Here is a 23595-nt window from a genome sequence, read left to right as displayed (position 1 = left end):
TATACGGCGTCCCCGCAATCCGACACCGCCCCGCCCAACCCACAGACAACCCAGAGCCGCTCTGGCATTTGACGTTGCTTTGGCTTGCAAAGCAGGTGCAGGGCTGCAAGCCCTGCCGAACCCCCCGCTGCGGTAGGGTGGGCCGATGCCGCGCTGCAGCTTGGCGCCGCCGCATATTTGATTACACTTGAAACTTGTTTGCCCATGACTCCGGACACCCACCCATGAAGCTCGGTTCTTTGAAGGAAGGCGGCCGCGACGGCACCCTGATCGTCGTCTCGCGTGACCTGCGCCACGGCGTGCGCGCTACCGGCATTGCCGCCACCCTGCAGCAGGCCCTGGAAGACTGGAGCCACATCGCGCCGCGCCTGAACGCCCTGTATGAATCGCTCAACGCCGGCGATGCCGACGGCGTGTTCGACCTCGACCCGCAGGCGCTGGCCGCGCCGATGCCGCGCGCCTATGAGTTCGTCGACGGCAGCGCCTACCTGCCGCACGTCGAGCGCGTGCGCCGTGCCCGTGGCGCCGAGGTGCCGGAGAGCTTCTACACCGATCCGCTGATGTACCAGGCCACCAGCGCAGGCTTCTACGGCCCGCGTGACGCGGTCAAGGTGGTCAGCGAGGACTACGGCATCGACCTGGAAGCGGAGATCGTGGTCATCACCGACGACGTGCCGATGGCGGCAACGCCGGAACAGGCGGCGGGCCATATCCAGCTGGTCGGTCTGGTCAACGACGTCTCGCTGCGCAACCTGATTCCGGGCGAACTGGCCAAGGGCTTTGGCTTCCTGCAGTCCAAGCCGCGCTCGGCGCTCTCGCCGGTGTTTGTCACCCCCGATGAGCTGGGCGCCGCCTGGCAGGACAGCAAGGTGCACCTGCCGCTGCTGACCCATATCAACGGGACGTGGTTCGGCGCGCCGGAAGCGGGCGTGGACATGCAGTTCAACTTCGCCCAGCTGGTCGCGCATGCGGCCAAGACCCGCCCGCTCGGCGCCGGCACCATCGTCGGCTCCGGCACGATCGCTAACGAAGACACCAGCAAGGGCGCCTCGTGCTTCGCCGAGCAGCGCGTGGTCGAGACTCTGCGCGACGGCAAGCCGAGCACGCCGTTCATGTCCTTCGGCGACGTGGTCCGTATTGAGATGCTCGATGCCGCTGGCAACAGCATCTTCGGTGCGATCGAGCAGCGCATCGAGCAGGCGGCCAAGCCCTGAGCATGGAGGCGGCAATGGAGATCCCGGTCGACGACGGCATCGTGCTGTACACCTACTGGCGATCCAGCGCCGCCTACCGCGTGCGCATCGCGCTCGAGCTGAAGGGCCTGGCCTGGGACGCACGGCCGGTGCACCTGGTGCGCGAGGGCGGCGAGCAGCACCTCGACGCCTATCGCGCGCTGAATCCGCAGCAGCTGGTGCCCACCCTGCTGCATGACGGGCACGCGCTGACCCAGTCGCTGGCGATCGTCGAGTATCTGGACGAGCGTTTCCCGCAGGTGCCGCTGCTGCCGGCCGACGCCGCCGGCCGCGCGCGGGTGCGTGCGCTGGCCCAGCTGGTGGCCTGCGATATCCATCCGATCAACAACCTGCGGGTGATGCAGTACCTGGAGCGCAACCTGCAGCTGCCGGCCGATGCCCGCACGCAGTGGACCCTGCACTGGATCGCTGAAGGCCTGGCTGCCATGGAAGCGATGCTGGCCAGCAGTCGCGACACCGGCACCTTCTGCCACGGCGACCGCCCGGGCCTGGCCGACCTCTGCCTGCTGCCGCAGCTGTACAACGCTCACCGCTTCGGCCTGGACCTGGCGCCGTACCCGACCCTGCTCCGTATCGAAGCGGCCTGCCAGGCGCTGGACGCCTTCGACCGCGCCCGCCCGGAAAACCAGCCCGACGCCGCCTGAAAGAAAAAAAGGGACGGAGGGGATTAAGTCGTTTGTGGCACAAACGACTTAATCCCCTCCGTCCCCTTTCTGCAGCAGCTGGGCCAGGTCATCGCGGAACAGGCGATAGGCCTTCTCGCGGCGTACGTCATCGCCTTGCCGCAGCACCCACGCCGGGTGCACGGTGGCGTAGCCGCGGGTGCCGTCCTTCAGTGTGTGCCAGCGTCCACGGTCGCGCGACAGGTTGAAGTCACGGCCAAATACCGAGGCTGCCGCAGTTGCGCCCAGGCAGACGATGACCTGCGGCCGCACCCGCGCGATCTCGCCCATCAGCCACGGCCGGCAGGCCTGGATGTGGCGGCTTTCCGGACGCTTGTGCAGCCGGGTCCTGCCGCGGCGCTCATGGTGGAAGTGCTTCACCGCGTTGGTCAGGTACAGCGTGGCGCGATCGATACCCAGCTCGGCCAGTGCGCGGTCCAGCAGTTGCCCGGCCGGGCCGGCGAAGGGCTGGCCACGCAGATCCTCGGTATCACCAGGCTGTTCCCCCACCAGCATCACGCCGGCATCGGCCGGCCCCTGGCCGAACACGGTCTGCGTGGCGTTCTCCCACAGTGGGCACTGGCGGCAGGCGCTGGCCTGCTGCCGCAGAGTCTGCAGGCTGCGGGTATCGGGGGGCGGTATCGCGGCCTCCCCACGCACGGGAATCCTGCGCTGCGGCGCCTGTGACGGCCGATCGTGCATTTCCTGCACGCGATCGCCCGCATCGCGTACCAGGCGCGGCAGCAGCTGCGCCTCGGGCAGGTGCCGCCAGTACTTGGCCGGCATCTCCTGCATCATCATCCGTGTATTGAGCCGGGCCGGATTGAAGATGCTGGCGTAGTACGTCTGCCACAGGGCCTCGCGCGCATCCTCGGCCGGAGCGTCCTCACGCCGTGCCCCTGGGCCAAAGGCAAGCGCCTGCCCGTCCCATGCAACGCTGCGCGAGGGCGTCAGGATGGCCCATCGCATGCCGGTGAAGCGACGCGCGAAGAACGGTGCCACCCGATCGACAATGTGGTGCTGCGGCTCGAACCACGCGATGAACGCCTCGGGCTGGCCGGGTACCTCGCGGAAACGGACGAACGCCTTCATCTTGTGCGTGTCGCGGCGGACGGCCTGGGCCAGTGCCATCGCACGCAGCACATCGGCATCGGCCGGATTGGTCAGTACCGCACGTTCGCCATGGGTGATCCGCCATAGCAGCCGATACAGAAGTGACAGGCGCTGCGGCTCGCTATGGCACAGGCAGGTGGCGGCCAGGTCGAGGAATTCGCGCGGGACGTTGGGAGCGGTTGCACCTGCCGGCGCCGCTGCCTGCTGCACCGGCGGCGCATCCAGCAGCGACGCTTCGCTGCCTTCGAGCCAGTCCAGCTGCTCGGGCGACACGCCGCGCAGCAACGCATCACGCGCGCCGTCGCGCCAGGCCTGCAGTGACCAGGCCGGGTCCACCCGCTGCGACCAGCGCTGCGCGTCAGGCTGCCGGCGGTGCATCGAACAGCGATCCCTGGCGCGGAGGTGGGGCCAGCTGCGCACGCAGCGCGGCCGGATCATCCAGCGCCTTGCGCGGGTGATGGTCGGCCAGCAGCACGAACGGCAGCAGCTTGCTCATCGGCGCCTTCAGGCGGGCGATGTCGGCTACGCGCAGGCGCCCATGACGGCGCGCCATCAGCACGCGCTTTGCATTGCGCACCCCCAGGCCGGGCACCCGCAGCAGCATTTCCTTCGGGGCACGGTTCAGATCGACCGGAAAGCGTTCGGGATGGCGGATCGCCCAGGCCATCTTCGGATCGATATCCAGATCGAGCATCCCGCCTTGCGTGGTGTCGGTGATCTCGTCCACGCCATAGCCATAGAAGCGCAACAGCCAGTCGGCCTGGTACAGCCGGTGCTCGCGCTGCAGCGGCGGGGGTTGCAATGGCAGCTGGCGGCTGGCATCGGGAATCGGGCTGAACGCGGAGTAGTAGACCCGGCGCATGCGGTAGTTGCCGTACAGGCTGTCGGCGCTGGTCAGGATCTGCTGGTCACTGGCGCCATCGGCACCCACGATCATCTGTGTGCTCTGGCCTGCCGGTGCGAAACGCGGTTGCTTCGGCCGCGCGCTGCGGGTGACTGCCGGTGCCAGCACGGCCGGTGCCTTGCGCGCCTCCCTGGCTTCCTCGATCCGCCAGCGCAGCTCGCCCATCGCGCCACGGATCGAGTGCACGGTCTTCTCCGGCGCCAGTGCACTCAAGCCGGCCTCGGTGGGCAGCTCCACGTTGATGGACAGGCGGTCGGCGTGGCGCCCGGCACTGGCCAGCAGCTCGGGCGAGGCTTCGGGAATGGTCTTGAGGTGGATGTAGCCGGCGAATCGATGTTCCTCGCGCAGGCGCCGCGCCACCTCCACCATCTGTTCCATCGTGTAATCGGCATTGCGGATGATGCCGCTGGAGAGGAACAGCCCTTCGATGTAGTTGCGCTTGTAGAAATCCAGGGTGAGCGTGACCACCTCGTCCACGCTGAAACGCGCGCGGGCCACGTTGCTGGAAACGCGGTTCACGCAATAGGCACAGTCGTAGACGCAGAAGTTGGTCAGCAGGATCTTCAGCAGCGATACGCAGCGGCCATCCGGCGTATAGCTGTGGCAGATGCCCATGCCTTCGGTGCTGCCGATGCCGCCGCTGGCACGCGAATCACGCTTCCCCGAGCCGCTGGAGGCGCAGGACGCATCGTATTTGGCGGCATCGGCGAGGATGGCCAGCTTGCGGATGGTTTCCATTGAGGAAACCTACGGACGGGAGGTCTCATCGGATGAGACACCTCCTGAACCCTTCAGAAAAAGGGGGCGGAGGGAATCAAGTCGTAAGTGCATTTACGACTTAATTCCCTCCGTCCCCTTTTTCTAGAAGCCGTGGGTGATGCTGGATGCGCCGGTCGAGAAATCCGCGTACGGGTCGTGTTCGCCGCTGCTGCCTTCGGACAGGCGGAACTTCAGCGCAAGGCCATCGCGTGAGTCGGCCGCGCGCAGCGCCTCCTCCTGATCGATGACGCCGGCCTTGGCCAGCCGGAACAGGCACTGGTCGAAGCTCTCCATACCTTCTTCCAGCGAGCCTTCCATCGCCGCCTTGATCTCGTGCACCTGGCCGCGACGCAGCAGGTCGCGGATCATCGGCGTGTTGATCAGCACCTCGGTGGCCGGCAGGCGGCGACCCTCCTTGTTCTTCACCAGGCGCTGGCTGATCACCGCACGCAGGTTCAGCGCCAGGTTCATCAGCACGTTCTTGTGCGCGCTTTCCGGGAAGAAGTTGAGGATGCGCTCGATGGTCTGGTCGGCGTTGTTGGAGTGCAGGGTGGCCAGGCACAGGTGGCCGGTTTCGGCGAAGGCGATCGCCGCCTCCATCGTCTCCGCATCCAGGATCTCGCCGATCAGGATCACGTCCGGCGCTTCACGCATGGCGTTCTTCAACGCGTTATGGAAGGCATGGGTGTCCAGCCCGACCTCGCGCTGGTTGACGATCGACATCTTGTGCTTGTGCAGGTACTCGATCGGATCCTCGATGGTGAGGATGTGCCCGGTGGTGGTGCTGTTGCGGTGGTCGATCATCGACGCCAGCGAGGTGGACTTGCCCGAGCCGGTGGACCCCACCACCAGCACCAGCCCGCGCGGGGTCATGATGACGTCCTTCAACACCTGCGGCAGGTTCAGCTCCTCGATGCTCGGGATGCGGCTGCGGATGGCGCGGATGACCATGCCGACCTCGCCCCGCTGCTTGAACACGTTGACGCGGAAGCGCCCGGCATCGGGCAGGGCGATGGCCATGTTGAGCTCCAGCTCGCGCTCGAACTGCGGCACCTGGCCTTCATCCATCAGCGAGTAGGCGATCTTCTTGACCATGCCCGGCGGCAGGCCGGTATTGCCCAGCGGATAGAGCTTCCCCTCGATCTTGATGTAGACCGGTGCCCCGGTGGTCAGAAACATGTCCGAAGCGTTCTTTTCGGTCATCAGCTTCAGGAAGTAGCCGATATCCATTGCGAATTTTCCCCAACGAAACGGCCGACGCCCGTTGCCAGCACGGTGTCGGCTTGACGACAATGGCCGTGAACCGACAACCGGTACGGCCTCCCCAATGAAACGACTTAGCTTCGCACGAATGCGCCATGGCCTGTATGTGATGGCGTTTGCATTCGCACTGTCTGCCCCCGCCTGGGCGCAGGACGCCGCGCTGGAACTGGCGCAGGCCCGGCAGGCGGTGGACAAGGCCACCCAGGCCGATGCCGACCAGTACGCCCCGGACCTGATCGGGCTGGCCCGCCAGGGGCTGGAGCAGGCCCAGCGCGCCGCCGGCGACCGCCGCGAGCGCAAGAACGCCCCGGCGATGGCCCTGCGTGCCGCCGCCGACGCCGACCTGGCGCGCGTCCGCAGCGAGGAAGCCACCGTCACCGCACAGCTGCAGCTGCGCCGCAACGAGGTCAACCAGCTGCAACGCCAGCTGTCGACCGGGGAGGACCGCCGGTGAAGCCGATGACTGCCGCAAGCCTGGCCGCGCTGCTGGCGCTGCCGACCCTGGCCGTGGCCGCCGACAACCCGATGGTGGCGCAGCTGAGCCAGCGCCTGATGGCCATCCAGGCCAACCCCGACACCGCTGAGCTGGGCGCGTTCGAGCGCATGCAGGCCCAGCAGGCGATCGCCACCCTGGACAAGGCCAAGCGCCGCGACCAGGAACTGGCCACCTATCTGGCCGAGCGCCGGGTGGAGATCGCCGAGACCGCCGTGCGTACCGCGATGGCCGCGCGTGAGGTCGACCGCCTGGAACGTACCCGCAGCGATCTGCTGATCGAGGCCAGCCGCCGCGATGCGGCCCGCGCCCGCCAGGAAGCCGAGCAGCTGCGCATGCAGGCGCAGATGCAGGCCGAGGAGGCCGAGCGCCTGCGCCAGGCCGCCGAGGCCGAGACCCTGGCCCGCCAGGATGCCGAGAATGCGTTGACCAGCGTGGCCGGCAAGCAGCAGCAGCGCCTCAGCGCCGCCCAGCAGAACGCCGCCAAGCTGGCCCGCGAGGAAGCCGAGCTGGTGTCCGGGCAGAAGCTGCCGGGCTCGAAGTTCGATGGCCGTGGCGAAGTCTTCACCTTCAATGGCGACGCGTTCGCCGCCGGCGCCTCCAGCCTGTCCGGCGGCGCCCGCAACCAGGCCAAGGCACTGGCCGAATACCTGAACATCGGCAAGAAGGGCCGCCTGCGCATCGAGGCCTACGACAACGCCAATGGCGTGGGCCAGAAGCGGGCCGAAGCGCTGCGCGACGCCCTGGTCGCAGCCGGTGTCGCCAGCAACCGGATCCAGGTCAGCGGCAAGAAGGCAGCGTCCACCCGGGCGCGCTCGGCCGAGGTCATCATCGCCCCGTAATGCATTGATATTGTTTGTTTTTCGTTGCGATGAGCATTCAGCCTGAACCCCGCCCCGGCGGGGTTCGGTCTTTTTGACGCAGGGGCTTGAACCCCGCCCGGAGCAGGCGTAGGGTCAATCGTCCGGGACGCAATGCCGCGGACCGGACGATGGGAGGGCCGGGCCGATGCAAGCAGGGCGCGAACCGCAGCAGATCGACGTGCGCAGGCCAGTGCCGCAGGTCGTTGCAGGCGTCCAGGTGGCCATCGACCGGCACTCCTCCATGAACAACGCCCCGTGCCTTGCGGCCGGGGCGTTCGTGTATCTGTCGAAGGAGGTCCATCATGTTTGAAGATCAGCCCCAGAGCGAGATCGACGCACGTCGCGCGCGTGATCCGGAGTTCAGGGCACTCCATGACCAGCACCGCAAGTTGAACAAGAAGTGCATGGACGCGGAGTTGGGTGTACTCCCGATCGATGATGTCACCCTGGGTCGCATGAAGCGCGAGAAGCTGCTGGCCAAGCAACGACTTCTGCGAATGTACGAAACACCGCTCCCGATGACGTCCCCCACGCTTTGACGCACCCCGTCGCGCCCGGAACGGCGTGACCCCGGCCAGTGATGGCCCCGCCGGGCGCTCCTGCCCCGGCATCGCGGCACCGTCGATGAGGCGGCCGCGCCAAGGCACCACAGGCGGTGGTGCCTTGGCCTGCAGGCACAACTCACCGATGCGGGCGGTACCGGTCTCCTCGTCGATCCGGGGCCGCCCGCATCTCTTTCAGGGCGGGCGTCCGGGTAGGTCGATTCCGACCTGACATTCAACGCCATCCGGCGGATAATCATCGGTCCTGCCCCGTGCGGCGCGAACCGACAGCCCCCGAATGCCCATCCATTCTTCCGTCCTCGAACTCATCGGCCAGACCCCGATCGTCAAGGCCCAGCGCCTGGACACCGGCGTCTGCGAGCTCTATCTGAAGCTCGAGAGCGCCAACCCGGGCGGATCGATCAAGGATCGCATCGGCCTGTCGATGATCGAGGCGGCGGAACAGCGGGGAGATCTGAAGCCGGGCGCGACCCTGGTCGAGGGCACCGCCGGCAACACCGGCCTGGGCCTGGCGCTGGTCGCCCAGCAGAAGGGCTATAAGCTGATCTTGGTCGTTCCCGACAAGATGAGCCGCGAGAAGATCTTCAACCTGAAGGCGATGGGTGCCGAAGTGCGCCTGACCCGCTCGGACGTGGCCAAGGGCCACCCCGAGTACTACCAGGATCTGGCCAAGACCATCGCCGAGCAGACCCCGGGCGCCTATTTCATCAACCAGTTCGGCAACCCGGATAACCCGGCCGCGCACGAGTTCGGCACCGGCCCGGAGATCCTCGAGCAGATGGGCGGCGATCTGGACGCCATCGTGTTCGGCTGCGGCAGCTCCGGCACCATGACCGGCCTGTCGCGCGCGTTCGCCAAACTGTCGCCGAAGACCGAACTGGTGCTGGCCGATCCGGTCGGCTCGATCCTGGCCGAGTACATCAATGAGGGCAACCTCAACGACAAGTCGGGCAGCTGGCTGGTGGAAGGCATCGGCGAGGATTTCCTGCCGTCGATTTCCGACTTCAGCCGTGTCACCAAGGCCTATGCCATCAGCGACGCCGAGAGCTTCCACACCGCGCGTGAGCTGCTGGGCAAGGAAGGCATCCTGGGTGGCTCGTCCACCGGCACCCTGCTGGCCGCCGGCCTGAAGTACTGCCGCGAGCAGAGCACGCCGAAGAAGGTGCTGGTGCTGGTGCCGGACACCGGCAACAAGTACCTGTCGAAGATGTACAACGACTACTGGATGCTGGACAACGGCTTCCTGCAGCGCCCGCAGCACGGCGACCTGCGTGACCTGATCCTGCGCCCGTACGGCCAGCGGGACACCGTGGTGATCGGCCCGAACGACCTGCTGACCACCGCCTACCAGCGCATGAAGCTGTACGACGTCTCTCAGCTGCCGGTGATGGACGGCGACCAGCTGGTCGGCATCGTCGATGAAAGCGACGTGCTGCTGCATGTCTATGGTGATGAGGCGCGCTTCCGCGACACCGTCGCCACCGCGATGGTCAGCAAGCTGGACCGGCTGGATGTGAAGTCGCCGATCGAGGCCCTGCTGCCGGTGTTCGACCGTGGCCAGGTGGCGATCGTGATGGACGGCAACAGCTTCCTGGGCCTGATTACCCGCATCGACCTGCTGAACTATCTACGCCGTCGCGTGCAGTAAGCCGAAGATTCCTGCAGATCGTCACAGATCGCCACTGAATTCCGGTTTATCTGCGTCAAAGGTCGTTAAGGCCTCGCTGATAGACTCCCGATCCTTTGACGGCGCCGCAGGTCGGCGCCATTCAGGAAACGACATGTCCCACTCCTCTTCGCCCGACCGGGCACTGGCTCTGGCCACCCTGGCCATCCACGGCGGCCAGTCGCCGGACCCGAGCACCGGCGCGGTAATGCCGCCGATCTACGCCACCTCGACCTATGCCCAGTCCAGCCCGGGCGAGCACCAGGGTTTCGAGTACTCGCGTACCCACAACCCGACCCGCTTCGCCTACGAGCGCTGCGTGGCATCGCTGGAAGGCGGCACCCGCGGCTTCGCCTTCGCCTCGGGCATGGCGGCCAGCTCGACGGTGATCGAGCTGCTGGATGCCGGCAGCCACGTGGTGGCGATGGATGACATCTACGGTGGCAGCTTCCGCCTGTTCGAGCGCGTGCGTCGGCGCACCGCCGGGCTGGATTTCAGCTTCGTCGACCTGACCGATCTGGCTGCGTTCGAAGCGTCCATCACGGCGAAGACGAAGATGGTCTGGATCGAGACTCCGACCAACCCGATGCTGAAGATCGTCGACATCGCCGCGGTCGCCGCCATCGCCAAGCGCCATGGCCTGATCGTGGTGGTCGACAACACCTTCGCCTCGCCGATGCTGCAGCGCCCGCTGGACCTGGGTGCCGATCTGGTCCTGCATTCGGCCACCAAGTACCTCAACGGCCACTCTGACATGGTCGGTGGCATGGTGGTGGTGGGTGACAACGCCGAACTGGCCGAGCAGATGGCCTTCCTGCAGAACTCGGTGGGGGGCGTGCAGGGTCCGTTCGACAGCTTCCTGGCCCTGCGTGGCCTGAAGACCCTGCCGCTGCGCATGAAGGCGCACTGCGCCAACGCGATGGCGCTGGCACAGTGGCTGGAGAAGCACCCGGCGGTGGAGAAGGTGATCTATCCGGGCCTGCCGTCGCACCCGCAGCATGCGCTGGCCGGCAAGCAGATGGCCGGTTACGGCGGCATCGTCTCGATCGTGCTCAAGGGCGGTTTCGAGGCGGCCAAGCGCTTCTGCGAGAAGACCGAGCTGTTCACCCTGGCCGAGTCGCTGGGCGGCGTGGAGAGCCTGGTCAACCACCCGGCGGTGATGACCCATGCCTCGATCCCGGTGGCGCGCCGCGAACAGCTGGGCATCAGTGATGCGCTGGTGCGGTTGAGCGTGGGTGTGGAAGAGCTGGGGGACCTGCAGGTGGATCTGGAAAACGCATTGGCTGCGGCTGCCCTTCGCGGTGCCTGACATGAGCCAGCCGACATACAGGATTGCCGCCGGCTACCGGTTGGTGCAGTGGGTGATCCGCCAGCAGTGGTTGAGAGCCGTATACAGGCATGTGCCGTCCCGTCTGCGCGACAAGGTGGCCGGGCACCTGCTGGCCACGTCCAAGGAAGAGCATCATCATCGCTTCGAAGGCGAGGCGCGCTGGGCCGAGAGGCGGCACGCCGTGCCCGATGCGCCAGTGCATTTCTTCGGCGGGATGGACCCGGCGTGGAGCCGCCATGGCTGCAACATCTTCGCGTATCTGCGTGGGCAGTTCGGCCTCGCCGAGTGCGCGCGACTGTATGCCCGCGCGCTGCTGGGCGCGCGTTATCCGGCCGCGCTGGTGGATGTCGACATCAATCTTCCGCATGGCTGGAATGACCACAGCCTTGACGAGTACATCGGAAACGATGCGCCGCATCGTGTCCATCTGATCTTCGTCAATCCCGACTTCCTTGATGCCGCGATCGAACAGATCGGCAGGGCACGACTGCAGGGTGGCTACATCATCGCCTGCTGGTTCTGGGAGCTGGAGCAGGTTCCTGATTCCTGGCTGCCTGCCATCAACCAGGTTGATGAGATCCTGGTCTCTTCACGTTACGTGGGTGACGCATTCGCCCGTGTCACCAGCAAGCCCATCCTGTGCGTTCCGCTGCCGCTGAGCGAAGTGGGAGACAGTGGACTGCAGCGACAGGACTTCGGAATCGCCGAGAAGGACTTTGTCTTCCTCACCTCGTTCGATTTCAATTCGTTCGTGCACCGCAAGAACCCCTTCGCGACCGTGCAGGCCTTCCAGCAGGCGTTTCCGCGCGATCGGCGTGGCGTGCAGCTGATCATCAAGACCAGCAACGGCTTTCGCCGTCCTGAGCGGCTCCAGCTCCTTCTGGAGGCCGTCAAGGATGATCCGCGGATCGTTGTGCGCGACCACGTGCTCGATCGTGCCGATGTGCAGGCGCTCCAGCGCTGTGCTGATGTGTATGTGTCGCTGCACCATGCCGAGGGGTTCGGCCTGGGGCTGGCCGAGTGCATGGCGCAGGGCAAACCGGTGATCGGTACCGGCTGGTCGGGCAACATGGAGTTCATGGATGCCGGGAACAGTGCACTTGTCGGCTACACGCTGGTGCCGGTGCTGGAAGGCGAGTACGCGCACCACGAAGGACAGCGCTGGGCTGCCGCGGACGTGGAGGAGGCGGCGCACTGGATGCGCCGGCTGGCCGACGAGCCGGGGCTGGCCCAGGCGATGGGCGAACGTGCCCGCCAATCGGTGCTGCAGACCCTTTCTCCCGAGCGTGCAGCAGCTGCGCTGATCAACCGTATTGAACAGATCCATCAGCAGCGCGGATTGACCTCCGCTGCGCTGCCCATGCAGGAAGTACAGGACTGATGCACAGCTACTCGTCAACCTTCAAAGATCTCCTTGATGGCATCAGGGGGGCCAAAGTTCCGCTCTACATCGCCAAGGGTGATATCACCGCGCGCTACCGTCGCAGCGTGCTCGGGCCGTTCTGGCAGTCGCTGGCCACCGCGCTGGGCGTGGTTGGCCTTGGCCTGTTGTGGAGCCAGCTCCTCAAGATAGACAAGCAGACGTTCATTCCGACGCTGACGGCGGGCCTAATCATCTGGCAGATGCTGTCGGGCATCCTGATCGAAAGCTGTGGCCTGTTCGTGCGGCAGGCGTCGATCATCCGCAACGTGGTGATGCTCTTGTCCGTGCACCCGTTGAGCGTTGTGATCCGCTATCTGGTCAACTTCGCCCACAGCCTGCTGGTGTTCGTGATCGTAGCGATCGTGATGAAGGTTGATGTCGGCTGGAACACGCTGCTGTTCATCCCGAACCTGGCCCTGGTCGTGGTCAACCTGCTGTGGCTCTCGTTCGTGTTCGGCGTGGCCGGCGCACGCTATCGTGATCTTGAATACGGCGTGGCTTCGATCATGCCGATGCTGTTCCTGGTCAGTCCGGTCATGTATCGCCTGGAATACCTGCCGTTCTCGTCGGTGATCCTCGAGTTCAACCCGTTCACCTACCTGATCGAGGCGTTGCGTGCCCCGATGCTGGGCCATGTCGCCAGCCTGCAGACCTACGCCGTACTCGCCGTCATGGCGATCGTCGGCTGGCTTCTGGCCTTCTGGATGCTGCACAAGGCCAAGCTTCGCCTGCCTTTCTGGATCTGATCATGACCGCCAAGCTCAATTTCGAGAACGTTACCCTCCGTTATCCCATCTACAACTCGCACAGCCTTTCACTGCGCCGGAACCTGGTGGGCATCGCCACCGGCGGCAAGTTGATGGCCGCTTCGGGCCAGGTCACCCAGGTCACGGCGCTGGACAATATTTCCTTCAGCCTGAAGCAGGGGGATGCGGTAGGCATTGTTGGCCACAATGGCGCGGGCAAGAGCACGCTGCTGCGCGCCATGGCCGGCATCTACACTCCGTTGGAGGGGCGCGTCGAGCGGGTCGGGCGGATTGCCACGATGCTGGAAGTTGGCGCGGGCATGGATCCGGAACTGTCCGGCTACGAGAACATCCGTCGCATGGGGATGATGCTGGGACTGTCCTTGAAGGAGGTCAACGAGCGGATCCCCGAGATCGAGGAGTTCACCGACCTCGGTGATTTCCTGCAGTTGGCGGTGCGCACCTACTCTGCGGGCATGGCCATGCGGCTGATGTTCGCGGTGGCCACCTGCACGACGCCCGATATCCTGCTGGTCGATGAGGTGTTTGACGTCGGTGACGAGGCGTTCAAGGATCGCGCCGCCAAGCGCATGCACGATTTCATCAAGTCGTCGCAGATCTTCTGCCTGGCTTCCCACTCGATGGACACCATCGCCAAGTACTGCAATCGTGCGTTCGTGCTCAACCACGGGACCTTGCGCGAAATCCCGATTTCACAGCTCACGTCGGAAGGATATGGCATTGAAAATCAAGCTGGGTAATGCTGTAAGCAGTGCTGCTGACAAGGCTGCGCAGTCGCGCGCGAGCGACGGTTTCCTGGCTCCGGGGGAGGAGCTGGTACTGAGCAGTTCCTCCTACGCGAGCATGGACGCGATCACGATGCGTGGTTTTGCCCTGCCCGAATCTGATGGAATCTGGTCCAGCGGGGCGATCAACACAATTGATGTGCGCCTGCGCGGAGTCGACGCCAGCCGCCGCTATCGAGTGATGATCAATGCCATCGCCTTCGAGGGCAGCGGGCATCGCGCGCTGGTCTCGATGCGAGTCAACGACGGGCCCGCCCACCAGGTATTGGCCAACAGCGTCGGCTGGTCCTCGATCGTGGCCGACTGGGAAGTACAGGTTGTAGGCAAGATCCCGATGGTCCGTATCGAGTTCCAGGTCGCCAATCCGATGTCGCCTACCGCAATAGGCCTGGGCGAAGACAACCGCCTGCTGGGATTCAAGGTGCGCTCGCTGCAGTTGCTTGATCTGGGCCCGGCCAGCACGGCGGTCGCAGCAACGCCTGTGGTCGTGGAGACAGTTGAAGTTGCCGACGTGCCGCAGGATGCCAATGCGGGTGTCGTCGGGGTCTTCGCCCAGTCACCGACCGAGACCATCCGTGCACTTGCCAAGCGCGGCCCTATTCTGCGCATGCTGTTGCTGGACAAGAATCCCGTGGTTCGCGTGGTGCGCTGGATGCGCCGGGTCAGCCGCAACATGGAGGAGATGCGTCGCCAGCTGGACCTGATCCGAATCGATTCGGCGCGTCAGACGCGTGAGCTTGGCGAACGCGTGGACAACATCGAGATCGACGCCCGTGTGCAGGAGCGCGAACGTCGTCGTGCCGGTTCCAACGTTGATGCGATCATCGAGCAGCTGGAGCTGAATCATGCTCGTCTGCTGGCCATCGAGGAGTCGGCGCAGGAGGTCGGTCGCATGCATGAGCAGCGCCGCGACGAGCACGCTGACAGTCTGGAAAGCATTCTCGCTACCACCGATGGCCTCGGTCGCGACGTGGCGGCGGTGCTGGACACGCTCAATACCACCCTGTCCGAGTCGATGCGGATGCTGCGTGAATTCGAGAGCGTCGACAACAAGCTGGCGGGAATGGATCGCGCCCTGCGACTGGTGCAGATGCAGGGAGAAGAACATGCGCGGCATGCGATTTCCGGCATCCGCGAGCTGCGTGAGCAGCTGCACCTGTCCCTGCAGCAGCAGGTCCGCTCGGAAGAGGCACAGGCCGGCATTGAGTCGAGTCTGCAGGGCATGATCGAGCGGCAGTGGTCGGAGTCAGATGAGCTGCGTCAGCACATGCAGTCCACCTTGCAGCTGCTGGAGAAAAGGCACCAGGTTGAGCGCGAGGAGCTGAAGCAGCAGGTTCAGGAAATCCTGAGCGAAGGCGCGCGCTCGCTTGACGTGCGCAACAATGTCGATGCCGAGGTGTTGCGTCACCACGTGCTGCGCCTGCATGAGCGCCTGGATCATCTGTCGGTGGTCAAGCCGGGTGCGGGGGGCTCGATCGTGGTCGCCGACCGTGCAGTGTCGGAGCAGGCACTGCAATTGATCGCCCTGCTGCATCAGAAGCTGGACAACAGTGCGCTCGAGACCGGCCAGGTACTCGAGCTGCTGGTCGCCATCAGGGATCGGGTTGAGGCCCAGAGGCTGACGCTGTCCAGTGCCGCCGGCCGTTGGGCCGGGGCTGCCCAGCGACGCGTGCTGCGCCGCCATGATGGCTGGCTGATAAACGTCGAGTTCGGCACGTTCTCCTGCAGCGAGAGTGACGACCTGCTGGCGATGTACCTGCTGGAAAGTGGTGACGTCGAGCGCGGTCTGCGGCTGTTCCTGCAGCATGCGCTGAAGCCGGGTGATGTGTTCCTTGATGCCGGTGCCAACATCGGCCTGCATACGGTGGCCGCCGCCCACGTGGTGGGGCCGTCAGGCAGGGTCTACGCCGCCGAGGCGATGCCGCGAACCCTGCAGCACCTGCGTGCCTCGCTGAGGCTGAGTGCGGTTGAGGACCGTGTTGAAGTGCTGCCGGTGGCGTTGGGGTCCTGCGACGAGGATGGGCGTGAGTTCCATATCGGCGCGGTGGCTGGGCACAGCTCTCTGTATCCGATCGACACAGAGGTTGAAGTGCTGCGGGTCGACGTGAGGACGGTGGACGGATTGCTCGGCGGCACCCGGGTGGCACTGGCCAAGATCGACGTCGAGGGTGCCGAACTTGAGGTACTGGCGGGCATGCGTGGACTGCTGGCCGCCAACCCCGACATGGGCGTGATAGCCGAGTACGCCGTTTCGCACCTGGCGCGTGTTGGGACCAGCGAGGCGGAATGGGAGGCGTTCCGTGCCGAGCACGCCTTCGATCTTTACCGGATCGACGATCTGACTGGCGCTTGCGTGCCGCTGGCCGGCTTCTCGGCGCTGCGCGAGCATGCAAGCTCGAACGTCCTGCTGTGCCAGCCGGGGAGCTTGCTGCCCGGCGCTGTTGCTGCTGGAGGCGCTGAATGAGCAGGGTCGCCGTTGTCGGCGCAGGTGGGCACGCCAAGGTGATCATCGATCTGCTGCGTGGCGGTGGTCACGAGGTGGTTGCCTGCCTGGACGCGGGGCGCGTTGGCCAGGTCGTCAATGGCGTCCCGGTCCTGGGGGATGAGCGCGTGCAGTTGCCGCTCCTCAAGGATCAGGGTGTGGATGCGGTCTTCGTCGCCCTGGGGGACAACCGGCTGCGCCGGAAGGTAGCGGCGGCGGTCACCGCAGCCGGCCTGGAAATGATCCCCGCCGTCGGCCGCTCTGCGGTGATCTCTCCCAGTGCCCGCATCGGCCAGGGTTGCGCCATCATGGAAGGGGCAATACTGAATGCGGATGTCGTAGTTCACGATTTTGCTATAATTAATACAAATGCGTCCGTCGACCACGATTGCGTGGTTGGCGCATTCGCCCATATCGCCCCAGGCAGTACCCTCGCCGGTGGCGTGGAGGTGGGTGCCAGCGTGTTTCTCGGAGCGGGTACTCGAGTGATTCCGGGGATCAAGATCGCGGATGGCGCCACTGTCGGCGCTGGCGGCGTCGTGGTCAGGGATATCGACTCAACCGGAACGTGGGTTGGCGTGCCGGCACGGCAAATCAAGATAAAGGACTGATCAATGTTGGCCTCAAAGCGGATTCCGGTAGCAGTTCCCAGCCTGTCGGGCAACGAAAAGAAGTATGTGGGACAGTGCCTAGATTCAACGTGGATCTCTTCGGCCGGCGAATTCATTGGTCGTTTCGAGCAGAGCTTTGCTGACTTCTGCGGCGTTCGCCATGCGGTAGCGATCAACAACGGCACCACCGCCATTCATCTCGCGCTGGTGGCGTTGGGTATCGGCGAAGGCGACGAAGTGCTGATCCCGACCCTGACCTACATCGCCACGGCCAATGCGGTTGCCTACTGCAACGCCAAGCCGATCCTGGTCGACTCCGAGCCCGGCACCATGAACATGGATCCGGCCAAGCTGGAAGCCCTGATCACGCCGCGTACCAAGGCGATCATCGTGGTGCACCTGTATGGCCATCCGACCAACATGGGGCCGGTCATGGACATCGCCCGCCGCCACAATCTCAAGGTCGTGGAGGACGCGGCAGAAGCACACGGCGCCGAGTACCTGGGCACGCGCGTGGGTGGAATCGGCGATTGCGCCACTTTCAGCTTCTTTGGCAACAAGATCATCACCACCGGTGAAGGTGGCATGGTGACCACCAATGATGATGAGCTGGCGGCCCGCCTGCGCCTGTACCGCGGGCAGGGCATGGACCCGAAGCGCCGCTACTGGTTCCCGGTGGTGGGTTTCAACTACCGCATGACCAATGTTGCTGCAGCGATCGGCGTGGCCCAGATGGAGCGTATCGACGAGGCACTGCAGGTGCGCCAGCGCGTTGCCGGCTGGTATGAGGCTGCTTTTGCGCAGCACGTGGATCTGGTCGAGCGTCCGGCCGTGGCCGAGTACGCGCACCATGTCTACTGGATGTACACCGTGCTGCTGACAGGCCTGAGTGAACAGCAGCGCGATGAAGTCATGCGCCTGATGGATGCCGATGGCATCGAAACGCGCCCGGTGTTCTACCCGATGCATGTGCTGCCGCCTTACCTCGAAGACGGGGCTGCCTACCCGGTCGCCAACGACCAGGCTGCGCGTGGCATCAATCTACCGACGCACGCCGACCTCACTGAAGAGGACGTCGAGCGCGTCGTGGAAGCCCTGGTATCGGCCATCGGCCGCGTGAGCGCCTGACCTTGCGTATTGCCATCTGTTCGTCCTTTGTACCGTTCGTCAATGGTGGAGCGCGCTTCATCGTTGACTGGCTTGGAAGCCGTCTGCGCGAACATGGCCACCAGGTGGAGATCATCTACCTGCCGATGGTCGAGTCGCCGACTGAACTGCTGCAGCAGATGGCGGCCTATCGGATGATGGACCTCTCCGATTCGGTTGACCGGGTGATCACCACCCGGCCACCGGCGCACCTGATCCAGCACCCGAAGAAGGTGGCATGGTTCATTCATCATTTCCGCTTGTACTACGACATGTGGGACACGCCCTATCGCGAGTTCCCTGATGACGCCCGCCATCGCGCCCTGCGTGGCGCGCTGGTCAGGGCCGATACCACAGCACTGGCCGAGTCGCACCGGCTGTTCACCAACTCGCAGGTGGTGGCCGATCGTGTGAAGAGATACAACGGCCTGGATGCCGAAGTGCTGTATCCGCCATTGCTGGATGTCTCGCACTTCCGCGACGCGGGCCAGGGCGACGAGATCGTCTACGTCTGCCGGATGGAACGGCATAAGCGGCAGCATCTGCTGCTGGAAGCATTCAAGTACGTGACCACGCCGGTCAAGCTGCGCCTGTGCGGCACCAGCAGTGGCCCGGGCTACACCAATGGCCTGCGTGCCTTCATCGTTGCCGAAGGCCTGCAGAATCGCGTCACCTGCGTTGACCGTTGGATCACCGAGGAAGAGAAGGCGCAGTGGCTGTCCACCGCGCTGGCAGCGGCATACCTGCCGGAAGATGAGGATTCCTACGGCTATCCATCGCTGGAGGCAGCGCAGTCGTCGAAGCCGATCATCACCACCACCGATTCCGGTGGCGTGCTTGAGTTCGTCGAGCATGGTCGCAACGGCATGATCGCCGAGCCGGACCCCCGGGCGCTGGCCGAGGTCATCGATGCGCTGTGGATGGATCGCGAGCATACCCGCCGCATGGGCCAGGCGGCCAAGGTGCGTGTGCAGGAACTGAAGATCAACTGGGACCACGTCCTGGAGCGTTTGCTGTCATGAAGGTCCTGGTCGTCAACAACATGGTACCGGGCATGCGCGGTGGCGCAGAGGAACTGGCCGACCAGCTCGTCGTGAACCTGCGCCAGGCCGGTCATCAATCCGAGCTGTTGCGCATCCCGTTCACCTGGCACCCGCCCGAGCGGATCATCGGCGAGATGCTGATGTGCCGGAGCATGCGCCTGGTCAACGTCGATCGGGTAATCGCGATGAAGTTCCCCGCCTACCTGCTGCCTTTCAAGAACAAGGTGTTCTGGCTGGCACACCAGTACCGCCAGGCCTACGACATGTGGGATTCCGGCCATAGCAACATTCCGGACACCCCCGAGGGACGGCAGATCCGCGCTGCGATCACCGAGGCGGACAACGACGCGTTCTCGATGGCGCAGAGCGTCTATGCCGTGGGTCGCACTGTGCAGGACCGTCTGATGAACTACAACGGCATCCCCTCCGAGTTGATGCGCGCGCCGTTGAACGACCCCGAGCTGTTCACCGGAGGCAAGTACGGTGACTACATCTTCGCCGGCGGCCGCATCAATGCCGGCAAGCGTCAGCACCGTTTGGTCGAAGCTTTGGCCCAGACGCGTTCGCCGGTCAAGTTGATTATCGCCGGGCCAGCCGATACCCCGGAGGACGAACGGCGCCTTCGTGCCCTGGTCGAGAGCCACGGGCTGCAGGGGCGGGTGAAGCTGGACATCGGCTTCCATCCGCGGCAGGTGATCGCCGACTACGTCAATGGTGCGTTGGCCTGCGCCTATCTGCCGATGGCAGAGGATTCCTTCGGCTACGTCACCATGGAGGCCTGCCAGTCGCGAAAGGCGGTGATCACCGTCGACGATTCCGGCGACCTCACCGAGCTGGTCAAGCACGGGGCCAATGGCTGGGTGTGCGCTGACGACACCGGCGAAATCGCTGCGGCCATGACCGAGGCATTCGCCTCCCGTGCACAGACCCGCGAGCGCGGAGACAACGCATACGACAGCTGGACCCGCCTGGATATCAACTGGGCATCGACGGTGGAGAAACTGACGCGATGAAGATCGTCTGGGCCGGCCCCTATTGCGGACAGTCGGCGATCGCCCGTTTCAGTCTCCAGGTGGTCAATGCCCTGCGCGAGCTGGGCCATGAGGTCGCCATCTATCGCACCGAGACCGGCGAAGCAGCGTCCTATCCTGCACTGCCGGATACGACGGTGCTGTCCTCCGGCAGTGCGATGGAAGACGAATGGCTGCGTACGGCCGATCTGGTGTTCGCCAATGTCGGCGATCATTACGGCTTCCACGGTGGCATCTTCGAGCTGGCGCGCAAGCGCCAGTTCATCGGCATCATGCACGACTGGTTCGTGCTGAACCTGTTCTGGGGAATGCTGAGGGTCGAAGGGCGGCAGCAGGACGCGCCGCGCATTATTCAAGGCCTGTATGGTCAGGAGGCGGGCGAGCTGTGTGCCGCCGCTACTTCCGAAACCATCATGCAGGTGGCCGCCACGCATTTCCCCATGACAGAGTGGGCCGTGGCAGACATGCTTGGCTGCATCATCCACTCCGAGTTCTATCGCGCCAAGGTGCAGGCACGCTGCCCGGGCCCGGTGCACAAGCTGTCGTTGGCCTATCCGGCGCCGGACGTGAGGCAGGACCTGCGGTCGGCGGTGGATGATCACAGCCGCCTGCGGCTGTGCACGCTGGGTGTGGTCAATCCGAACAAGTGCGTTGACAAGGTCGTGCGCGCGTTGATGCGTGACCCCGGGCTGGCCGCACGCACCGAGTACCGCGTACTCGGCGGTGTCAGCGAGCAGGAGCGCAAGCGCTTGGAAGGCATCTGCGCCGAGGTCGGCTTCCGCGGGCTGGTGCTTGAGGGTCGGGTCAGCGATGAGCGCCTGCTGGAAGGCATGGCCGAAGCGGACGCGATCTGCTGTCTGCGCGATCCCGCGCTGGAAGGTGCGTCAGCATCGGCCATCGAAGGCATGCAGTCCGGGGTGCCAGTCATCGTGTCGGATGCCGGCTTCTATGCCGACCTTCCGGACGATTATGTGCTGAAGGTACCGCAGGGCGACTGTGAGGACGAACTGCTTGCGCGACTGCAGCTTGTTGATCGCGAACGCAGCGCGGGCCGGGATATGGGAGCCCGTGCCCGTGCCTGGGCACGCGATGAGTTCTCGGCCATTCACTACGCCAAGGGGCTTGACGCGTTGATCCCGGAGTTCATAGAAAGTGAACCCTACATTGCCGCTGCCAGGGCGCTGGGCCGCGAGCTGGGGCGGATGGGGATCCCCGGCAGCAGTCCCTCGGCAGGCAGGCTGGCTGGCATGCTCGACCGCATGTTCAGCCTCTGATACCGCTGCCTATCACGAAGCTCCATTCATTCAGGAAATCAGCATGAAATCTGCAGTCATCACCGGTATCTCTGGCCAGGACGGCGCTTACTTGGCGCAGCTGCTGCTTGAGAAGGGCTACAAGGTCTACGGTACCTACCGCCGTACCAGCTCGGTCAACTTCTGGCGTATCGAAGAGCTTGGCATCGACAAGCATCCGAACCTGCATCTGGTCGAGCATGACCTGCAGGACATCGGCTCCTCGATCCGCCTGTTGAAGGACAGCGAAGCGACCGAGGTCTACAATCTGGCAGCGCAGAGCTTCGTTGGCGTCTCTTTCGATCAGCCGGTGCTGACTGCGCAGATCACTGCGCTGGGCGCGCTGAACCTGCTCGAGGCGATTCGTGCGGTCAATCCGGAGATCCGCTTCTACCAGGCATCGACCTCGGAGATGTTCGGCCTGGTGCAGCAGGTGCCGCAGACCGAGCAGACCCAGTTCTACCCGCGCAGCCCGTACGGCGTCGCAAAGCTCTACGCGCACTGGATCACTGTGAATTACCGCGAGTCCTACGGGATCTTCGGTGCCAGCGGCATCCTGTTCAACCACGAATCGCCGCTGCGTGGCCGCGAGTTCGTGACCCGCAAGATCACCGACTCGGTCGCCAAGATCAAGCTGGGCAAGCTGGACGTGCTGGAGCTGGGCAACCTTGATGCCAAGCGCGATTGGGGCTTTGCCAAGGAGTACGTCGAGGGCATGTGGCGCATGCTGCAGGTCGACGTGCCGGATACCTACGTGCTGGCCACCAATCGCACCGAGACCGTGCGTGACTTCGTCAGCATGGCGTTCAAGGCGATCGGTGTGGACCTGGCCTGGAACGGCAGCGGCCTGGACGAAACCGGTACCTGCAAGGCAACGGGCAAGGTCCTGGTGAAGATCAATCCGAAGTTCCACCGTCCGGCAGAAGTCGATCTGCTGATCGGCAATCCGGAAAAGGCCAAGCGTGAACTGGGCTGGGAGCCGTCGACCACGCTCGAAGAGCTGTGCGAAATGATGGTCAACGCCGACCTGCGCCGCAATGAGGCGGGCGCCTCGTTCTGATCCGCGACACTGCTGGTCTTGTCGTTCGATCGTGGCAGGCAGGCGCCACAGCGCCTGTCGTGCCACGCTCCCTCCACAGCAGTTGAAGGTCCGGGAACACTTGCATGAAGCCCATCGCAGCAATCACTGGAATCGAAGGGTTCACCGGCCCTTACATGGCCGCGGAGCTGGAGCGGCTCGGATACCAGGTGAAGGGGATCAGCCGCAATCCCGTACCAGGGCGAGACAACGAGGTCGCCGACATTCTCGACCCTGATGCGATCGGGGCCGTGATGAAGCGCTTGCAGCCACAGGTGATTGTCCATCTGGCAGGCGTTTCGCATGTTGCCCACCGCGACGTTTCTGCGATCTACCAGGCCAACATCATGGGCACGCGCAACCTGCTGGAAGCGCTGACGGAGCTGGAGGCCGTGCCGAAGAGCGTGCTGCTGCCCAGCAGTGCCCACGTTTATGGTGCGTCCTCCACTTCTCTGCTGGAGGAGACTTCGCCGATGGCGCCGTTCAACGATTACGCTATCAGCAAGGTGGCCGGTGAGCACGTTGCCAGGCTGTACATGGACCGGTTGCCGATCATGCTGACCCGTCCGTTCAACTATACAGGCGTGGGGCAATCGCCTTCGTTCTTCGTTGCCAAGGTCATCGACCACGCGCGTCGTGGCAGTACCGACATGCGCCTGGGCAACCTGGATGTCGAGCGTGACTTCACCGATGTGCGCGATCTGGTTCGCTGCTACGGCATGCTGATCGAGCAGGGGTGCCGGGGCCAGGTGGTCAACATCTGCAGCGGCGTTCCGACCTCGCTGCGCCGCGTCATCGAAACCGTCAGCGAGATTTCCGGGCTGGAGTTTGCGATTGAAAGCGATTCGGAGCTGATCCGCAGCCATGACGTTGATCGCCTTGCTGGTTCCAATGCCGGCTTCACCGCACTGACCGGGGGGATTGCGTTCCGGCCATTGCGTGAAACCCTGCAGTGGATGCTTGACGCCTGATCCAGCTGCGCATCGGGCCACCGGCAGGCGGCGTTGGGCCTCCTGCAAATGAAAACGCCCCGAAGCAAATGGTGCTGCCGGGGCGTTCTTTTCAGGC

General features: G+C 64.6%; 21 protein-coding genes. 18 read left to right on the top strand and 3 right to left on the bottom strand.

Annotated elements, in window-relative coordinates; translation table 11 throughout:
* Nucleotides 1-224: 224 nt before the first annotated feature.
* Complete coding sequence (locus QRO93_RS07555; protein WP_049458252.1) at nt 225-1214, top strand: fumarylacetoacetate hydrolase family protein; 990 nt, start codon at nt 225-227, stop codon at nt 1212-1214.
* A 14-nt stretch (nt 1215-1228) separates the two neighbouring features.
* Nucleotides 1229-1897 carry a maleylacetoacetate isomerase gene (gene maiA, locus QRO93_RS07550; RefSeq protein WP_180878805.1) on the top strand — a complete coding sequence of 223 codons (669 nt, stop codon included), beginning with the start codon at nt 1229-1231 and terminating at the stop codon, nt 1895-1897.
* A 48-nt stretch (nt 1898-1945) separates the two neighbouring features.
* Here the strand turns inward: maiA and QRO93_RS07545 are convergent, their stop codons facing one another.
* From QRO93_RS07545 to QRO93_RS07535, 3 genes are all read right to left on the bottom strand, one after another.
* A complete protein-coding gene (locus tag QRO93_RS07545) occupies nt 1946-3406 on the bottom strand; it encodes a UdgX family uracil-DNA binding protein (protein ID WP_180878803.1) in 1461 nt (486 codons plus the stop codon).
* Nucleotides 3387-4670: a putative DNA modification/repair radical SAM protein gene (locus QRO93_RS07540; protein WP_053448698.1), complete on the bottom strand. Its 1284-nt coding sequence runs from the start codon at nt 4668-4670 to the stop codon at nt 3387-3389. The genes QRO93_RS07545 and QRO93_RS07540 overlap by 20 nt, the downstream gene beginning before the upstream one ends.
* A 123-nt stretch (nt 4671-4793) precedes the next feature.
* On the bottom strand, nt 4794-5921 hold the full coding sequence (locus tag QRO93_RS07535) for a PilT/PilU family type 4a pilus ATPase (RefSeq protein ID WP_180878799.1): 1128 nt from the start codon (nt 5919-5921) through the stop codon (nt 4794-4796).
* A gap of 121 nt (nt 5922-6042) precedes the next feature.
* Between QRO93_RS07535 and QRO93_RS07530 the strand changes: the two genes are divergently transcribed.
* The 16 genes from QRO93_RS07530 (at nt 6043) to QRO93_RS07455 (ending at nt 23498) form a co-directional block, all read left to right on the top strand.
* A complete protein-coding gene (locus QRO93_RS07530; protein WP_005415160.1) occupies nt 6043-6408 on the top strand; it encodes a DUF4398 domain-containing protein in 366 nt (121 codons plus the stop codon).
* Complete coding sequence (locus tag QRO93_RS07525) at nt 6405-7289, top strand: hypothetical protein (RefSeq protein WP_164086955.1); 885 nt, start codon at nt 6405-6407, stop codon at nt 7287-7289. Before QRO93_RS07530 ends, QRO93_RS07525 begins: the two co-directional genes overlap by 4 nt.
* Nucleotides 7290-7612: 323 nt before the next feature.
* A complete protein-coding gene (locus tag QRO93_RS07520) occupies nt 7613-7849 on the top strand; it encodes a YdcH family protein (RefSeq protein ID WP_004154075.1) in 237 nt (78 codons plus the stop codon).
* Nucleotides 7850-8150: 301 nt separating this feature from the next.
* Entirely contained in the window at nt 8151-9521 is a 1371-nt protein-coding gene (locus tag QRO93_RS07515) for a pyridoxal-phosphate dependent enzyme (RefSeq protein WP_053448700.1), read from the top strand.
* Nucleotides 9522-9654: 133 nt separating this feature from the next.
* A complete protein-coding gene (locus tag QRO93_RS07510) occupies nt 9655-10848 on the top strand; it encodes a cystathionine gamma-synthase (RefSeq protein WP_180878797.1) in 1194 nt (397 codons plus the stop codon).
* Between the two features lies 1 nt (nt 10849).
* Nucleotides 10850-12250: a glycosyltransferase family 4 protein gene (locus QRO93_RS07505; RefSeq protein ID WP_180878796.1), complete on the top strand. Its 1401-nt coding sequence runs from the start codon at nt 10850-10852 to the stop codon at nt 12248-12250.
* Nucleotides 12250-13038 carry an ABC transporter permease gene (locus tag QRO93_RS07500; RefSeq protein ID WP_285304062.1) on the top strand — a complete coding sequence of 263 codons (789 nt, stop codon included), beginning with the start codon at nt 12250-12252 and terminating at the stop codon, nt 13036-13038. Before QRO93_RS07505 ends, QRO93_RS07500 begins: the two co-directional genes overlap by 1 nt.
* Nucleotides 13039-13040: 2 nt before the next feature.
* Nucleotides 13041-13799, top strand: a complete 759-nt coding sequence (locus QRO93_RS07495; RefSeq protein ID WP_053448703.1) for an ABC transporter ATP-binding protein — start codon at nt 13041-13043, stop codon at nt 13797-13799.
* Nucleotides 13708-16308 carry an FkbM family methyltransferase gene (locus QRO93_RS07490; protein ID WP_285304061.1) on the top strand — a complete coding sequence of 867 codons (2601 nt, stop codon included), beginning with the start codon at nt 13708-13710 and terminating at the stop codon, nt 16306-16308. Before QRO93_RS07495 ends, QRO93_RS07490 begins: the two co-directional genes overlap by 92 nt.
* On the top strand, nt 16305-16937 hold the full coding sequence (locus QRO93_RS07485) for an acetyltransferase (protein WP_180878795.1): 633 nt from the start codon (nt 16305-16307) through the stop codon (nt 16935-16937). Before QRO93_RS07490 ends, QRO93_RS07485 begins: the two co-directional genes overlap by 4 nt.
* 3 nt (nt 16938-16940) lie before the next feature.
* On the top strand, nt 16941-18065 hold the full coding sequence (locus tag QRO93_RS07480; protein WP_053448706.1) for a DegT/DnrJ/EryC1/StrS aminotransferase family protein: 1125 nt from the start codon (nt 16941-16943) through the stop codon (nt 18063-18065).
* 2 nt (nt 18066-18067) lie between these two features.
* Entirely contained in the window at nt 18068-19105 is a 1038-nt protein-coding gene (locus QRO93_RS07475; RefSeq protein ID WP_180878794.1) for a glycosyltransferase family 4 protein, read from the top strand.
* A gap of 32 nt (nt 19106-19137) precedes the next feature.
* Nucleotides 19138-20139: a glycosyltransferase family 4 protein gene (locus QRO93_RS07470; protein ID WP_238581845.1), complete on the top strand. Its 1002-nt coding sequence runs from the start codon at nt 19138-19140 to the stop codon at nt 20137-20139.
* Nucleotides 20136-21431, top strand: a complete 1296-nt coding sequence (locus QRO93_RS07465) for a glycosyltransferase family 4 protein (RefSeq protein ID WP_180878793.1) — start codon at nt 20136-20138, stop codon at nt 21429-21431. The genes QRO93_RS07470 and QRO93_RS07465 overlap by 4 nt, the downstream gene beginning before the upstream one ends.
* 43 nt (nt 21432-21474) lie before the next feature.
* Nucleotides 21475-22509, top strand: coding sequence for a GDP-mannose 4,6-dehydratase (gene gmd / locus QRO93_RS07460; RefSeq protein WP_053448710.1), 1035 nt, complete (start codon nt 21475-21477; stop codon nt 22507-22509).
* Between the two features lie 104 nt (nt 22510-22613).
* Nucleotides 22614-23498: an NAD-dependent epimerase/dehydratase family protein gene (locus QRO93_RS07455; RefSeq protein WP_180878792.1), complete on the top strand. Its 885-nt coding sequence runs from the start codon at nt 22614-22616 to the stop codon at nt 23496-23498.
* Nucleotides 23499-23595 lie beyond the last annotated feature (97 nt).

This window comes from Stenotrophomonas maltophilia group sp. Smal17 (assembly GCF_030237045.1).
In the GTDB taxonomy this organism is placed as follows: Bacteria; Pseudomonadota; Gammaproteobacteria; order Xanthomonadales; family Xanthomonadaceae; genus Stenotrophomonas; species Stenotrophomonas forensis.
The sequence above is the reverse complement of the archived record's forward strand: the minus strand, read 5'-3'. Positions and strand labels throughout refer to the sequence as shown.

What these genes read in the sequence shown, in the direction of transcription:
- QRO93_RS07555 (WP_049458252.1), top strand. Translation starts at nt 225, where the DNA reads ATGAAGCTCGGTTCTTTGAAGGAAGGCGGCCGCGACGGCACCCTGATC.
- maiA (WP_180878805.1), top strand. Translation starts at nt 1,229, where the DNA reads ATGGAGATCCCGGTCGACGACGGCATCGTGCTGTACACCTACTGGCGA.
- QRO93_RS07545 (WP_180878803.1), bottom strand. Translation starts at nt 3,406, where the DNA reads ATGCACCGCCGGCAGCCTGACGCGCAGCGCTGGTCGCAGCGGGTGGAC.
- QRO93_RS07540 (WP_053448698.1), bottom strand. Translation starts at nt 4,670, where the DNA reads ATGGAAACCATCCGCAAGCTGGCCATCCTCGCCGATGCCGCCAAATAC.
- QRO93_RS07535 (WP_180878799.1), bottom strand. Translation starts at nt 5,921, where the DNA reads ATGGATATCGGCTACTTCCTGAAGCTGATGACCGAAAAGAACGCTTCG.
- QRO93_RS07530 (WP_005415160.1), top strand. Translation starts at nt 6,043, where the DNA reads ATGCGCCATGGCCTGTATGTGATGGCGTTTGCATTCGCACTGTCTGCC.
- QRO93_RS07520 (WP_004154075.1), top strand. Translation starts at nt 7,613, where the DNA reads ATGTTTGAAGATCAGCCCCAGAGCGAGATCGACGCACGTCGCGCGCGT.
- QRO93_RS07515 (WP_053448700.1), top strand. Translation starts at nt 8,151, where the DNA reads ATGCCCATCCATTCTTCCGTCCTCGAACTCATCGGCCAGACCCCGATC.
- QRO93_RS07510 (WP_180878797.1), top strand. Translation starts at nt 9,655, where the DNA reads ATGTCCCACTCCTCTTCGCCCGACCGGGCACTGGCTCTGGCCACCCTG.
- QRO93_RS07505 (WP_180878796.1), top strand. Translation starts at nt 10,850, where the DNA reads ATGAGCCAGCCGACATACAGGATTGCCGCCGGCTACCGGTTGGTGCAG.
- QRO93_RS07500 (WP_285304062.1), top strand. Translation starts at nt 12,250, where the DNA reads ATGCACAGCTACTCGTCAACCTTCAAAGATCTCCTTGATGGCATCAGG.
- QRO93_RS07495 (WP_053448703.1), top strand. Translation starts at nt 13,041, where the DNA reads ATGACCGCCAAGCTCAATTTCGAGAACGTTACCCTCCGTTATCCCATC.
- QRO93_RS07485 (WP_180878795.1), top strand. Translation starts at nt 16,305, where the DNA reads ATGAGCAGGGTCGCCGTTGTCGGCGCAGGTGGGCACGCCAAGGTGATC.
- QRO93_RS07480 (WP_053448706.1), top strand. Translation starts at nt 16,941, where the DNA reads ATGTTGGCCTCAAAGCGGATTCCGGTAGCAGTTCCCAGCCTGTCGGGC.
- QRO93_RS07470 (WP_238581845.1), top strand. Translation starts at nt 19,138, where the DNA reads ATGCGCGGTGGCGCAGAGGAACTGGCCGACCAGCTCGTCGTGAACCTG.
- QRO93_RS07465 (WP_180878793.1), top strand. Translation starts at nt 20,136, where the DNA reads ATGAAGATCGTCTGGGCCGGCCCCTATTGCGGACAGTCGGCGATCGCC.
- gmd (WP_053448710.1), top strand. Translation starts at nt 21,475, where the DNA reads ATGAAATCTGCAGTCATCACCGGTATCTCTGGCCAGGACGGCGCTTAC.
- QRO93_RS07455 (WP_180878792.1), top strand. Translation starts at nt 22,614, where the DNA reads ATGAAGCCCATCGCAGCAATCACTGGAATCGAAGGGTTCACCGGCCCT.